Genomic DNA, 13,564 nt, shown 5'->3' on the forward strand with positions numbered 1-13,564 from the left:
GCCGGGGGCGTCACAGCAGGGCGAACTGGCCCTCCGGGCCCTCCTCGGGGTGGTCGAGGACCGAGGCGGGGCGGCGGGAGGCGGGTGGGGGCGGGAGGATGCCCGACCGTCGCAGCTCGTCCGCGCCGATCGCCGACGGCGGCTTCAGCGCGGCCAGTTCCGGGCGCAGCGCGGCCAGCAGCGCCAGCACCGTGATCAGCTCCAGCAGCTCCGAGGTCCACGGCTGGGGCCACGCCGCCGGGCCGATCGCGGCCAGCGTGCCGGGGGCGGCCGGGGCGGTGCGCGAGGTGAACCACGCCTCCAGGACGCGCACGCCGTTCACCTCGTAGTCCCAGGCCTCCGGCGGGACGGGGGAGACGCGGCCCTCGTCCAGGTGCAGGGTCTCCTCCTCGGGGTCGTAGCCAAGGGTCCGGGGGCGGGGCGGCAGCGGGGCGCGGACGTAGGGGCGGCGGCCGCCCGGCAGCTTGGGGCGGTCGCCGTCGCGGCGCAGCAGCCAGAGCACGCGGCGGCCCAGTGCCACGCCGGACGACCAGAGTTCCGCGTCGTCGGTCAGGGGGACCGTGTGGTCGGGGCGGGCCGTGGCCAGGAACCAGGCCGGCAGGTCGAGCGGGGTGACCCGGACGCCCAGTCGGGCCGTGAGGTGGTCCAGGAGGCCGGGGGCCAGGTTGGGGTCCGCGGCGGCCGGGCGGCGGTGGAGGGGGCGGACGCGGCCGGTGCGCAGGGTGGGGAGGAGCGAGGTGGCCAGCAGGGGGTGCCGGTCGTCGGGGGTCTCCACCAGGAAGACCTGGTGCTCGTCCGCCACCCGCCACAGCTCCGGGCGGGCCGCGTCGAGCAGGCGGTGGTCCGGGATCAGCCACTGTTCGTCGAAGGGGGCCGCCAGGACCCGTACCGGCTCCGCGCACGGGCCCTCGGCGCGCGCCAGCCGCTCCGTGCCGGCGGACCCGCGGGGCAGCCGGCCCACGGCCGAGTGCAGGGTCCGGGCCCTGCTCGGCTCGAACAGGGCCTCGCGGTCCGGGAGTCCGGCCTTCAGCAAGGTGTCCCAGCGGGCCCGCAGGCTGGCCGGGTCGGGGGCCGTCGGCCAGGCGCGGCCCGGCCGCAGCGGTGCGACGGACCACGGCATGAGGTCCGCCAGCAGCGGAGCGTCGTCGTCGTACGGCACGCTGGGCATCGTACGGGCCGGGCCGGCCGGGCGGGTCAGGTGGCGTCCAGGGTCACCGTGAAGGAGAAGCGGTCGCCCCGGTAGTGGATCACCGCCACGTCCAGCACCCGGCCCTCGGTGTCGTAGGTGATGCCGGTGTAGTGCAGGATCGGGCTGAGCAGCGGGACTTGCAGGAGACGGGCGGTCTCCGGGTCGGCGAGCCGGGCCTCCACCGTGTCCGTGATGCGGCTGATGTCCTCCTTGGCGATGTCCCGCAGCACCTTCGTCATCGGCCAGCGGACCAGATCGTCCGGGTCGATCCGCTCCGCCAGTTCGGGGCGTACGTGGTTGACGGCGTGGTTGGTCGGCTCGCCGGTCTGCTCGTCGAAGCGCAGCCGGTGGTACGTCGCCACCTCGGTGAGCCCGGGGAAGCAGTCGGTGAACCCGCCCGGCACCGGCGTGGGCCCGTGGTCCAGCAGTTCCGTGCGCATCCCGGACTGCTGGGCCACGATGGCGTCCACCGAGCCCAGCAGCCGCACCGGGGCGCCGCGCCGGGCGTCGGGCTCGATGAAGGTGCCGCGCCGCCGGTGCCGGCTGATCAGCCCCTCGTCCTCCAGCTCCTTCAGCGCCTGCCGCATGGTCAGCACGCTCACCCCGTAGTGCTCCGCCAGCCGCTCCTCGGTGGGCAGGCGCAGCGGGTCCGCGGGCGAGCGGCCCAGTATCGAGGCGCGCAGCGACTGCGACACCTGGTACCAGAGCGGCAGCTTGCGGTTCAGGACGATCGAGTCAGGGGCGAAGGAGGTCACGCTGATATCCGTACCGGTCGGGAACAACGGGCGCAACAGACGTGTCAGATACGGAAGTTCCGCGTCAGGCCCCGCCACACGTCGTCGTAGGCCCCCTGGAGGTGGTCGGCGTGGGCCGCCTGCGGGGCGAGCGTCACCGGCCAGCGGGTCTCGAACATGAAGGCGAGGCCGTCGTCGATCTTCTGCGGCTTCAGTTCGGCCGCGCTCGCCTTGTCGAAGGTCTCGCGGTCCGGGCCGTGCGCCGACATCATGTTGTGGAGCGAGCCGCCGCCCGGCACGAAGCCCTCCGCCTTCGCGTCGTAGGCGCCCTCGATCAGGCCCATGTACTCGCTCATCACGTTCCGGTGGAAGTACGGCGGCCGGAAGGTGTCCTCGCCCACCAGCCAGCGCGGCGCGAAGACGACGAAGTCGACGCCGGCCAGGCCCGGGGTGTCCGACGGGGAGGTCAGGACCGTGAAGACGGAGGGGTCCGGGTGGTCGTAGGAGATCGTGCCGATCACGTTGAAGCGGCGCAGGTCGTAGACGTACGGCACATGGTTGCCGTGCCAGGCGACCACGTCGAGGGGCGAGTGGTCGTACGTGGCGGTCCAGAGGTTGCCGCAGAACTTGTTCACCACCTCCACCGGGCCCTCGACGTCCTCGTACGCGGCGACGGGCGCGCGGAAGTCCCGCGCGTTGGCGAGGCCGTTGGCGCCGATCGGGCCGAGGTCGGGCAGCCGGAAGGGCGCGCCGTAGTTCTCGCAGACGTAGCCGCGGGCCGACTCGTCCAGCAGCTCGACCCGGAACCGCACCCCGCGCGGGACCAGCGCCACCTGCGCGGGCTCCACGTGCAGCCGCCCGAACTCGGTGTGCAGCAGCAGCCCGCCGCGCTCCGGGACGATCAGCAACTCCCCGTCCGCGTCGGAGAAGACGCGCTCCATCGAGGCGTTGGCGTGGTACAAGTGCACGGCCATGCCCGCCCGTTGGGCCGCGTCGCCGTTGCCGCCGAGCGTCCACAGGCCCGCGAGGAAGTCGGTGCCCGCGGCCGGCTCGGGCAGCGGGTTCCAGCGCAGCCGGTTGGGGTCGGGCACGGTCTCGGTGAAGGGCGCCGTGCGGATCGAGCCGTTGGCGGTGCGGGTGAACCGCGGGTGCGCGGCCGACGGGCGGATCCGGTACAGCCACGAACGCCGGTTGTGCGCGCGGGGCTCGGTGAAGGCCGCGCCGCTGAGCTGCTCCGCGTACAGTCCGAGCGGCGCGCGCTGCGGCGAGTTGCGGCCCTCGGGCAGGGCGCCCGGCACCGCCTCCGAGGCGTGTTCGTTGCCGAATCCGGTCAGATACGACAGTCCCTCGGCGGTCTTGCGCGCGTCCCCGCTCATGGTCGCCCCCACGCTCCTTCGCGTCCTCGGGTGCGACGGATCGCCCAGGGTCGCCGGTCCCGGGTGTCCCGGATTCCGGACGCCACCGCTTTCCAGCGCACCCACTGATTCCTATGCATCACCGTAGGAATACGCGGGGCCGTGCGCAAGAGGGCGGGCCGTCCTCCCATGGAGGAGATCCCGTCCTTCCTCGGGGGAGATCCCGTCCTCCCACGGAGTGGGTCCGGAACCCGACTTCAGACGGATACCCGGGCCCGGCGCCGTGTTCTACGCTCCCCGGCATGTCGTGGACGAAGGAGACACGGGGACGCCTGGCCGCGCTCGCGGTGTGCCTTCTGCTGCCCCTCGGCGCGGCGGGCTGCGGTACGGCGCACGGGGGCACGGGCACGGGCAGGGGCACGGGGGCGAGCCCGGGTACGGCCGGCGCGGACTCGCCCTCGCCCGTCGGCAAGGTCCTGGACGGCACCGACGGCACCGGCCGCCATCTGCGCGAGGTCGAGGGGAAGGACGCCCCCGAGGTCGGCGTCGAGATCACCCCGGACGCCGCCGACGGCTGGGACGTACGGCTGACCTTCCGCCACTTCCGGGTCTCCGCGCCCGGCGCGCGCCCGACCGCGGTGACCGGGCGCGGGCTCGCCTGCCTCTTCGTGGACGGCCGCCGCATCGCCCGGCTGCGCGCCCCCGCCTACCGGCTGCCCGGCCGGCTCGTCCCGCAGGGCACCCACCACGTCACCGCCCGCCTGTACGCCGACGACGGCACGGTGTGGGCCGTGCACGGCAAGCCGGTCCAGAGCACCGCCGACATAACGGTGTCGCAGACCCGGCCGCCACAGCCCTCACCTGGGAGTACCGACCGCCTGCCGGACGGCTGACGGCCCCGGGCACGCTTCTCCGTACCCTGGGACCAGGTTCAACGGACCCCGGCGGAAAGGCATCATGAAGCCCGTGCCCCACGCGACATCGCTCCGCCGCGCCCCCGTCCAGCGGCGCAGCGCCGAACGGCTGGCCAGGATCCTCGACGCCTGCGCCGAACTCCTCGACGAGGTGGGCTACGACGGTCTGAGCACCCGCGCCGTCGCGGGCCGCGCCGGCGTGCCCATCGGCTCGGTCTACCGGTTCTTCGGCAACAAACGGCAGATGGTCGACGCCCTCGCGCAGCGCAATCTGGAACTGTTCACCGAGCATGTCACCGGGCGGCTGGAGCAGGCGGCGGCGGGGGACTGGCGGGCCGCGATGGACGCCGTCCTGGACGAGTACCTGACGATGAAGCGCACCGCGCCCGGCTTCTCCCTGATCGACTTCGGCAACCAGATACCGGTCGGCACCCGCCAGACGGAGCCCAACAGCCTGGTCGCCGACCGGCTTTCGGAACTGCTCGCCGGCTATGTCGGCCGTACCCCCGACGAGGACCTGCGGCGGGTCTTCCTGGTCGCCGTGGAGAGCGCGGACACCCTGGTCCAACTGGCCTTCCGGCTCGACCCGCAGGGGGACGAGGCGATCATCCGGGAGACCCGGGAACTGCTGCGGGCGTACCTGGGACGGCTGTTCGACTGACGGGAGCCTCAACACCCCTGAGAACGAAGGGCAGTTGCCACGCGCTGCCCGACCCGTCCCCGTCGGCCTCCCCGACTGTGCGCGGCCCGCGACGAGCGCCCCACGCGGGGTCCGTCCACGGCGGCCGTCACACCTCCCCCAGGGGGCACCAGCCGGGGCCGCCGACGCCGTACGGCCCGGCGTGGTCCGGCCCGCCGCACGGCCGGCCCATGACCCGCCCGCCGCCCCCGGTCCGACGCCCGCCGCCCCCGGTCCGACGCCCGCCGCCCCCCGTCCGACGCCCGCCGCCCGGCACCCGGCACCCGGCTCCCCCCCGCCCCCACCGCCCCGGCGTCGACATCGGCCGGCTCCTCGGCGCCGTGGTGGCCGGACCGGGCGTCACATTGCGCCGCCAGGGGGATATCTGACGACGCGCCGGGCGTCGGTGCCGTCGGGCGTCGTGCACATTGGGCAGAGTCCAGATGAGATCGATTTGTATGAAAATCGTCTGACTCGGAGGAAATGCGCATGCCCACCCGTACGATCCCGCGCACCGCCGGCACCCGCGCCGGTGCCACCGTCGTCCTGACCGCACTCGCCGCGGCGGGCGCGTCGTGGATGGCGGCACCCACCGCCATGGCCCAAGGGGAGAACGGCGACATCAGAGTCCACCGGGTCGGCACGCCGTTCGGTGTCTCGAAGGACGACCCGGTCGTCTGCCGGTTCTACCTCGACGCCGTCAACTTCGACATCCTGCCCGTCATCGCCTACACCATCACGCCCCAGCCACCACTGCCCACCTCCGCCACCGTCACCGGCACCATCCAGCTCGCCGGGGGCGCCGGGCACACCGACCCGCTGGGGCTCGCGGACGGCCAGTACCGGGTCACCTGGTCCGCCGCCGGCGCCGTCAAGGAGAAGGTCTTCCGGGTCAACTGCCGGGAGAACGGCGCCCAGGGCGCGCCCGGTCGGATCGAGGACCACCAGCAGGAGCAGCAGCACAACGACGCGAGCTGGGGCCAGAGCGGCGAGCGCGGCGGCCCGCAGGGCGGGGTGCACGCCGGCGGCGGCGGACTCGTCGACACCGCGGCCGCGTACTCCCCGGTCGGCGCCGCCGCGGCGGTGGGCCTGATCGCGGTCGGTGGAGCCGCGTACGTCCGGCGCAGCCGCCGCCGGCCGCATGGCGCCGCGTAGGCGCAGACGCAGGCCCTGGTACCGGACCCGTGCCTACCGCCTCACCAGGACGGCCGTGCTCGCGGCCGTCCTGGTGACGCTCGTCGGCCGGTGCGGGTCCGACGGCGCACCGGACCGCACGGACGGCCCGGACACCGTCACCGTCGCCGGGGCCGGCCCGGACGGAACGGACGGGCGCGGCGCGGGCCGGGCGGGCTCCGGCACCGCCCGCCCGCTGCCCCGGTCCCGGCCCACCTCCCTGCGCATCCCCTCCCTCGGCATCGACGCCCCGGTCACCGGCGTACGGCTCGGCCGCGACCGGCAGTTGGAGACACCGCCGTTCGACCGGCCCAAGACGGCCGGCTGGTACGAGGGCGGCGCCACCCCCGGCGAGGCGGGCACCGCGATCGCCGTCGGCCACCGCGACACCCCCTCCGGGCCCGCGGTGTTCGCCGCGCTCCCGCTGATCAAGCCCGGCAAGGTGATCGAGGCGCGGCGCGTGGACGGCCGCACCGCCGTCTACACCGTGGACCGCGTGCAGGTCTTCGACCGGTCCGGCTTCCCCGACAAGGAGGTGTACGGCCACTCCCGCCGTCCGGAGCTGCGGGTACTCACCTGCGGGGGGCTGTACAGCAGGCGTACCGGATACACGAGCAACGTGGTGGTGTTCGCCCACCTCACCGCGACCAGGTGAGTCCGCTCGGCGAGAGCGTCTGGCGCCGCAAAACTATCGCCGCTAGTTTGTGGTGCGGACGACGCGGATCCGCCGGGAGGAAGCAGTATGAAGGCACACGACGGCCTGTACATCGACGGCGCCTGGCGCCCCGCCGCGTACCCGGACGATGTGATCGAGGTCGTGAACCCGGCCGACGAGCAGGTCATCGCCCGGGTCCCGGCCGGCGGCCCGCAGGACGTGGACGCCGCCGTCCGCGCGGCCCGTGCCGCCCTGCCCGGCTGGGCCGCCACGCCGCCCGCCGCCCGCGCGGCCCGCCTCACCGCCCTCCGGGACGCCCTGGCGGCCCGCAAGGACGAGATCGCCGAGACGGTCACCGCCGAACTCGGCTCCCCGCCCGCCTTCTCGGAGGCCGTGCACGCGGGCCTGCCCATCGCGGTCGCCGGCACCTACGCCGAACTCGCCGCGAGCCGCCCCTTCGAGGAGAAGGTCGGCAACTCCACCGTCCTGCACGAGCCCGTCGGCGTGGTCGGCGCGATCACCCCCTGGAACTACCCGCTCCACCAGATCGTCGCCAAGGTCGCCCCGGCGCTCGCCGCGGGCTGCACCGTCGTCCTCAAGCCCGCCGAGGACACCCCGCTCACCGCCCGGCTGTTCGCCGAGGCGGTGCACGAGGCGGGCGTCCCGGCAGGCGTGTTCAACCTGGTCACGGGCCTAGGGCCGGTCGCCGGAGAGGCCCTCGCCGGCCACCCGGACGTGGACCTCGTCTCCTTCACCGGCTCCACCGCCGTCGGCCGCCGGATCGGCGCGCTGGCCGGCGGGGCCGTGAAGCGGGTCGCCCTCGAACTCGGCGGCAAGTCCGCCAACGTCATCCTGCCGAGCGCCGACCTCGCCAAGGCGGTCAACGTCGGGGTGGCCAACGTGATGTCCAACTCCGGGCAGACGTGCAGCGCCTGGACCCGGATGCTGGTCCACCGCGACCGGTACGAGGAGGCCGTCTCGCTGGCCGCGGCCGCCGCCGCCAAGTACGGCGACCGCATCGGGCCGCTGGTCAGCGCCAAGCAGCAGGCACGGGTGCGCGGTTACATCGAGAAGGGTGTCGCCGAGGGGGCGCGGCTGGTCGCCGGCGGGCCGGAATCCCCGCGCGAGAAGGGCTACTTCGTCAGCCCGACCGTCTTCGCCGACGTCACGCCCGAGATGACCATCGCCCAGGAGGAGATCTTCGGCCCGGTCCTCTCGGTCCTCGCCTACGACGACGAGGACGACGCCCTGCGCATCGCCAACGGCACGGTGTACGGCCTGGCCGGCGCCGTCTGGGCCGGCGACGAGGACGAGGCGGTGGCCTTCGCCCGGCGTATGGACACCGGCCAGGTCGACATCAACGGCGGCCGCTTCAACCCCCGCGCGCCGTTCGGCGGTTACAAGCAGCCCGGGGTCGGCCGGGAACTCGGCAGTCACGGCCTCGACGAGTACCTCCAGACCAAGTCCTTCCAGTTCTGAGGGAGTCCGCCCGCCATGGCCGTACGAGCCGCTGTCCTGACCGCCGTCGGCGCACCCCTGGAGACAACCGGCATAGAGCTGCCCGACCCGGGCCCCGGACAGGTCCGGGTCCGGCTCGCGGCGGCCGGGGTGTGCCACTCCGATCTGTCCCTGTCCGACGGCACCATGAGCGTGCCGGTACCCGCGGTGCTCGGCCATGAGGGCGCGGGGACGGTCGTCGCGGTGGGGCCCGAGGTCACCCATGTCTCGCCCGGGGCGCCCGTCGTCCTCAACTGGGCACCCGCGTGCGGGCGTTGCCACGCCTGCTCGCTCGGCGAGGTCTGGCTGTGCGCCAACGCGCTCAACGGCGCGGGCTCGGTCCACGCCCACACCGTGGACGGCACCGCGCTCCATCCCGGTCTGAACGTGGCCGCGTTCGCCGAGGAGACCGTCGTCCCCGCGTCCTGCGTCCTGCCGCTGCCACCCGGCGTGCCCCTCGCGGACGCCGCGCTCCTCGGCTGCGCCGTGCTCACCGGCTACGGCGCCGTCCACAACTGCGCGCGGGTCCGGCCCGGGGAGACGGTCGCGGTGTTCGGCGCGGGCGGGGTCGGGCTGGCCGCGCTCCAGTCGGCCCGGATCGCGGGCGCGTCCCGGATCATCGCCGTCGACGTGTCCCTGGGCAAGGAGGCCCTCGCCCGCGCCGCCGGCGCCACCGACTACCTCCTCGCCGGCGCCCACACGCCCCGCGAGATCCGCGCCCTCACCGGGAAGCAGGGCGTGGACGCCGCCGTCGAGTGCGCCGGCCGCGCGGTCAGCATCCGGGCCGCCTGGGAGTCCACGCGGCGGGGCGGGCGTACGACGGTCGTCGGCATCGGCGGCAAGGACCAGCAGGTCACCTTCAACGCCCTCGAACTGTTCCACTGGGGCCGCACCCTCTCCGGCTGCGTCTACGGCAACAGCGATCCCGCGCGCGACGTCCCCCTGCTGGCCGAGCACGTCCGCACCGGCCGACTGGACCTCTCGGCCCTGGTCACGGAGCGCATCGGGCTGGAGGACATCCCCGGGGCCTTCGAGAACATGAAGGCGGGCCGGGGCGGGCGGTCGCTGGTGGTGTTCTGAGGCGTCAGGACGTCAGGGCGTCAGGGCGGTCAGCGCAGCGCATCCGGCGCGATGCCGAGCAGCGAGGACAGCGCCCGTCCCCCCGCCGGTGTGACCCGGACCGCCCGCTCGCTCCCGATCCGCTCGCACCACCCCGAATCCAGCGCGTGACGGCACAGCGCCGCCCCCGCCACCCCCGCGAGATGGGGCCGGCGTTCGGTCCAGTCGAGGCAGGCCCGGACCAGGGGGCGGCGGCCGGCGCGGGCCAGCGGGATCCCCGCCGCGGCGAACCAGTCGAGGCCGGCCGGCGTCAGGGCGAACCCCGTGTCCTGCCGCAGCAACCCCCGCTCGGTCAGCGCGTCGGTGAGCGCGATGCCGAGGCGGCCGGCGAGATGGTCGTAACAGGTGCGCCCCCGCGCCATGGCCGACCCGGCGCTCGACTCGCGCAGGGTGCGCACGGGGCGCGGGTCCCCGGCCGCGGGCGGCGGCACGTGCGCGGCGAGGTCCTCCACCAGCGTGGCCACCCGCGCGTCGGCCAGGCGCACGTACCGGTGCCGCCCCTGCCGCTCCTCCGCGAGCAGACCGCCCGCCACCAGCTTGCCCAGATGCTCGCTCACCGTGGACGCGGCCACCCGGGCGTGCCGCGCCAGTTCGCCCGCCGTCCAGGCCCGCCCGTCCAGCAGGGCCAGCAGACACGCGGCCCGCGTCTCGTCCGCGATCAGCCCGGCCAGCCGGGCGAGACCCGCGGACTGGGGATCCTTGGTCCTGGTCATGCCCTCCAGCATGCGCCGGGAACGCTTCGGCCGGTACCGAAGCGTCGGCCGCGGGGCTCAGACGCCCTGCCGTACCCGCTCGTACTGCTGCGCCAGCCCGTCCAGCAGCGCGCTCAGCCCCGTCTCGAACGCCCGCTCGTCGATCTTCTCCTGCTGCTCCGCGAGCAGATGGGCCTGCCCGAGATGTGGGTAGTCGGCGGGGTCGTAGGCGCTGGCGTCGTCCACGAAGCCACCGGCGAAGGAGCCGAGCGCCGAGCCCATGATGAAGTACCGCATCAGCGCCCCGATGGAGGTGGCCTGCGCCGGCGGCCACCCCGCGTCGACCATCGCGCCGTACGCCGCGTCCGCCACCCGCAGCGCGGCCGGCCGGCGGCCGGGGCCCCGCGCGAGCACGGGCACGATGTTGGGGTGGGCGCGCAGGGCGGCCCGGTAGGAGACGGCCCAGTCGCGCAGCGCGGTCCGCCACCCGCGGCCGTCCTCGAACATCGACAGGTCGACCAGCGCGCTCACCGAGTCCGCGACCGCCTCCAGGATCTCGTCCTTCGTGCGGAAGTGGTTGTACAGCGAGGGCCCGCTCACCCCCAGCTCCGCGGCGAGCCGGCGGGTGGAGACGGCCGCCAGGCCCTCCCGGTCCACGAGTTCCCGGGCCGTCTGGACGATCCGGTCGGTGCTGAGCAGGGGCTTGCGCGGTCGGGCCATGGCGCACATAGTAGGGCTGCGCCGGTAAACTAGCAGTGCTAATTTAAATGTGTGAGGTGATCTCGTGGTGAACCTGGGGCTCAGCGAGGAGCAGGCCGCCGTACGGCGACTGGCGCGGGACTTCGTGACCCGTGAGATCGCCCCGCACGTGGTCGCCTGGGACCGGGCCGAGGAGGTCGACCGGGGCATCGTGAAGAAGCTCGGCGAGATCGGCTTCCTCGGGCTGACCGTCCCGGAGGAGTACGGCGGCTCCGGCGGCGACCATCTCTCGTACTGCCTGGTCACCGAGGAGCTGGGCCGCGGGGACTCCTCGGTGCGCGGCATCGTGTCCGTCTCCCTCGGCCTGGTGGCCAAGTCGGTCGCCGCCTGGGGCAGCGAGGAGCAGAAGCGGCGCTGGCTGCCGGGACTGACCTCGGGCGCGTACGTCGGCTGCTTCGGTCTCACCGAGCCCGGCACCGGCTCCGACGCGGGCAACCTCAGCACCCGGGCGGTGCGCGACGGCGACGAGTACGTCGTCAACGGCACCAAGATGTTCATCACCAACGGCACCTGGGCGGACGTCGTCCTGCTCTTCGCCCGCTCCACCGACGCCCCCGGCCACAAGGGCGTGAGCGCCTTCCTGGTGCCCACCGACACGCCCGGACTGAGCCGGCGCCCGATCCACGGCAAGCTCGGCCTGCGCGGCCAGGCCACCGCCGAACTCGTCCTGGAGGACGTGCGGGTGCCCGCCTCGGCGATGCTGGGGGAGGAGGGCAAGGGCTTCTCGGTCGCCATGTCCGCGCTCGCCAAGGGCCGGATGTCCGTGGCCGCCGGCTGCGTCGGCATAGCCCAGGCCGCGCTGGACGCGGCCGTCACGTACGCGGGCGAGCGCGAGCAGTTCGGCAAGCCGATCGCCCGGCACCAGCTGGTGCAGGAGCTGATCAGCGACATCGCCGTCGACGTGGACGCGGCCCGGCTGCTGACCTGGCGGGTCGCCGACCTGATCGACCGCGGCGAGCCGTTCGCCGTCGAGTCCTCCAAGGCCAAGCTGTTCGCCTCCGAGGCCGCCGTGCGCGCCGCCAACAACGCGCTCCAGGTCTTCGGCGGTTACGGCTACATCGACGAGTACCCGGCCGGCAAACTCCTGCGCGACGCCCGGGTGATGACCCTGTACGAGGGCACCAGCCAGATCCAGAAGCTGGTCATCGGCCGTGCGCTGACCGGGGTCTCGGCGTTCTGAGTACCGGCTGAGTAGCCGAGCGGATGCGGGGCGGTCCGTACCCCGCCGATGCTCTCCTCATGAGTGACACACCGGTCAAGCAGCAGAGTACGGCCGCCTTCTACGGTCAGGCCGTCGCTTCCTTCGCGATCGCCATGACGGCCACCGCCATCGGCATCTTCCGGCTGGACACCGACGCCTGGGTGCGGGCCTTCCTGGCGATCGCCGTCCTCTACCTCGTCACGTCCGCCTTCACCCTCGCCAAGGTGATCCGGGACCGCCAGGAGGCCGGACAGATCGTCAGCCGGGTCGACCAGGCCCGGCTGGACAGGCTCCTCGCCGAACACGACCCCTTCACCGAGAAGCTCTGACTGTCCGGAGGGCCTCCGGGCTGCTGTGCTAAGCGCTCGCTCACCGTCGGCGGTATGGTGGTGCCTTCTGTCACCGAGAGGGGCGTAAGAGCGATGAGTACGGCGGAGGAGACGACCGGCGGCGAGGCGGAGCCGTGGGAAGAGGTCACCCCTGACGCGGCCCGGCGGCTGCTGGTCGCCGCCGTGGAGGCCTTCGCCGAGCGCGGCTACCACGCGACGACGACCCGGGACATCGCGGGCCGCGCCGGGATGAGCCCGGCCGCGCTCTACATCCACTACAAGACCAAGGAAGAACTGCTCCACCGGATCAGCCGCATCGGCCACGACAAGGCCCTCGGCATCCTGCGTACGGCGGCCCGCCGCGAGGGCGGCGCCAAGGAGCGGCTCGCCGACGCGGTCAGCTCCTTCGTCCGCTGGCACGCCGGCCGGCGCACCACCGCCCGGGTCGTGCAGTACGAGCTCGACGCCCTCGGCCCCGAGGCGCGCGCCGAGATCCTCGCGCTGCGCCGGCAGGTCGACGCCGAGGTGCGCGGGATCATCGAGGACGGCGTCGCCGCGGGCGAGTTCGACGTGCTCGACGTCCACGGCACCACGCTCGCCGTGCTGTCGCTGTGCATCGACGTGGCCCGCTGGTTCAACATCGACGGGCCACGTACGCCCGAGGCGGTCGGCGAGCTGTACGCCGAGCTGGTGCTGCGGATGGTCGGCGCGAAGTAGCGCCGACGGGCGGGGAGCGGCACCTACAGGTAGTAGCGGGACACCGACTCCGCGACGCACACCGGCTTGTCCCCGCCCTCGCGCTCCACGGTGAAGGCGACGGCGACCTGGACGCCGCCGGTGACGTCCTCCACGCCGGTGATCCTCGCGGTGGCGCGCAGCCGGGAGCCGACGGGGACCGGGGAGGGGAAACGGACCTTGTTGGTCCCGTAGTTGACGCCCATCTTCACGCCCTCGACCCGCATGAGCTGCGGGCCGAAGAGCGGCAGCAGGGAGAGCGTGAGGTAGCCGTGCGCGATGGTCGTCCCGAACGGCCCCGCGGCGGCCTTCTCCGGGTCCACGTGGATCCACTGGTGGTCCCCGGTGGCCTCGGCGAACAGGTCGATCCGCTTCTGGTCGACCTCCAGCCAGTCGGTGTGGCCCAACTGCTCGCCCACGGCCGCCTTCAGCTCGGCGGGTGAGGTGAAGATCCTCGGTTCTGCCATGTTCCCGGCCTCTCGATCGCGTTTCTAAGCAACTGCTTAGCATGGTCGGGCGGGCGGTCGATGTCA

The 13,564-nt window shown here is 73.8% G+C and carries 15 protein-coding genes; 9 read left to right on the top strand and 6 right to left on the bottom strand.

Going from position 1 to position 13,564, the window contains the following annotated elements; translation table 11 throughout:
- Positions 1–10: 10 nt before the first annotated feature.
- The 3 genes from AB0927_RS23240 to hmgA are packed head-to-tail and all read right to left on the bottom strand — an operon-like array spanning position 11 to position 3,299.
- A complete protein-coding gene (locus AB0927_RS23240) occupies positions 11–1,168 on the bottom strand; it encodes a type ISP restriction/modification enzyme (RefSeq protein WP_366669590.1) in 1,158 nt (385 codons plus the stop codon).
- Between the two features lie 26 nt (positions 1,169–1,194).
- Positions 1,195–1,944, bottom strand: a complete 750-nt coding sequence (locus tag AB0927_RS23245; protein WP_366669591.1) for a GntR family transcriptional regulator — start codon at positions 1,942–1,944, stop codon at positions 1,195–1,197.
- Between the two features lie 44 nt (positions 1,945–1,988).
- The gene (gene hmgA, locus AB0927_RS23250) at positions 1,989–3,299 is read right to left on the bottom strand and encodes a homogentisate 1,2-dioxygenase (protein WP_366669592.1); all 1,311 of its coding nucleotides are present in this window, start codon (positions 3,297–3,299) and stop codon (positions 1,989–1,991) included.
- A 281-nt stretch (positions 3,300–3,580) separates the two neighbouring features.
- Here hmgA and AB0927_RS23255 point away from each other — a divergent pair, with 281 nt between their 5' ends.
- The 6 genes from AB0927_RS23255 (at position 3,581) to AB0927_RS23280 (ending at position 9,276) form a co-directional block, all read left to right on the top strand.
- Positions 3,581–4,171, top strand: coding sequence for a hypothetical protein (locus AB0927_RS23255; protein WP_366669594.1), 591 nt, complete (start codon positions 3,581–3,583; stop codon positions 4,169–4,171).
- 64 nt (positions 4,172–4,235) lie between these two features.
- Positions 4,236–4,853: a TetR/AcrR family transcriptional regulator gene (locus AB0927_RS23260; RefSeq protein WP_366669595.1), complete on the top strand. Its 618-nt coding sequence runs from the start codon at positions 4,236–4,238 to the stop codon at positions 4,851–4,853.
- Between the two features lie 507 nt (positions 4,854–5,360).
- Positions 5,361–6,026 (top strand): hypothetical protein, encoded by a 666-nt coding sequence (locus AB0927_RS23265; RefSeq protein ID WP_366669596.1) that lies wholly within the window; start codon positions 5,361–5,363, stop codon positions 6,024–6,026.
- The gene (locus tag AB0927_RS23270; protein ID WP_366669597.1) at positions 6,013–6,699 is read left to right on the top strand and encodes a class F sortase; all 687 of its coding nucleotides are present in this window, start codon (positions 6,013–6,015) and stop codon (positions 6,697–6,699) included. Before AB0927_RS23265 ends, AB0927_RS23270 begins: the two co-directional genes overlap by 14 nt.
- Positions 6,700–6,786: 87 nt before the next feature.
- Entirely contained in the window at positions 6,787–8,178 is a 1,392-nt protein-coding gene (locus AB0927_RS23275; protein WP_366669598.1) for an aldehyde dehydrogenase family protein, read from the top strand.
- 15 nt (positions 8,179–8,193) lie between these two features.
- On the top strand, positions 8,194–9,276 hold the full coding sequence (locus AB0927_RS23280) for a Zn-dependent alcohol dehydrogenase (protein WP_366669599.1): 1,083 nt from the start codon (positions 8,194–8,196) through the stop codon (positions 9,274–9,276).
- A gap of 29 nt (positions 9,277–9,305) precedes the next feature.
- Here the strand turns inward: AB0927_RS23280 and AB0927_RS23285 are convergent, their stop codons facing one another.
- Positions 9,306–10,028, bottom strand: a complete 723-nt coding sequence (locus tag AB0927_RS23285) for a winged helix-turn-helix domain-containing protein (protein WP_366669600.1) — start codon at positions 10,026–10,028, stop codon at positions 9,306–9,308.
- A 57-nt stretch (positions 10,029–10,085) separates the two neighbouring features.
- Positions 10,086–10,727 carry a TetR/AcrR family transcriptional regulator gene (locus tag AB0927_RS23290; RefSeq protein ID WP_366669601.1) on the bottom strand — a complete coding sequence of 214 codons (642 nt, stop codon included), beginning with the start codon at positions 10,725–10,727 and terminating at the stop codon, positions 10,086–10,088.
- Between the two features lie 67 nt (positions 10,728–10,794).
- Here AB0927_RS23290 and AB0927_RS23295 point away from each other — a divergent pair, with 67 nt between their 5' ends.
- The 3 genes from AB0927_RS23295 (at position 10,795) to AB0927_RS23305 (ending at position 13,013) form a co-directional block, all read left to right on the top strand.
- Positions 10,795–11,946, top strand: coding sequence for an acyl-CoA dehydrogenase family protein (locus AB0927_RS23295; protein WP_366669654.1), 1,152 nt, complete (start codon positions 10,795–10,797; stop codon positions 11,944–11,946).
- 59 nt (positions 11,947–12,005) lie between these two features.
- A complete protein-coding gene (locus AB0927_RS23300) occupies positions 12,006–12,296 on the top strand; it encodes a YiaA/YiaB family inner membrane protein (RefSeq protein ID WP_366669602.1) in 291 nt (96 codons plus the stop codon).
- A 93-nt stretch (positions 12,297–12,389) separates the two neighbouring features.
- Entirely contained in the window at positions 12,390–13,013 is a 624-nt protein-coding gene (locus AB0927_RS23305; protein WP_366669603.1) for a TetR/AcrR family transcriptional regulator, read from the top strand.
- A 23-nt stretch (positions 13,014–13,036) separates the two neighbouring features.
- Here the strand turns inward: AB0927_RS23305 and AB0927_RS23310 are convergent, their stop codons facing one another.
- A complete protein-coding gene (locus tag AB0927_RS23310; protein WP_366669604.1) occupies positions 13,037–13,498 on the bottom strand; it encodes a MaoC family dehydratase in 462 nt (153 codons plus the stop codon).
- Positions 13,499–13,564: the final 66 nt, after the last annotated feature.

Origin of the sequence: Streptomyces sp. NPDC048106, from assembly GCF_040706415.1 — a bacterium.
Classification (GTDB): Bacteria; Actinomycetota; Actinomycetes; order Streptomycetales; family Streptomycetaceae; genus Streptomyces.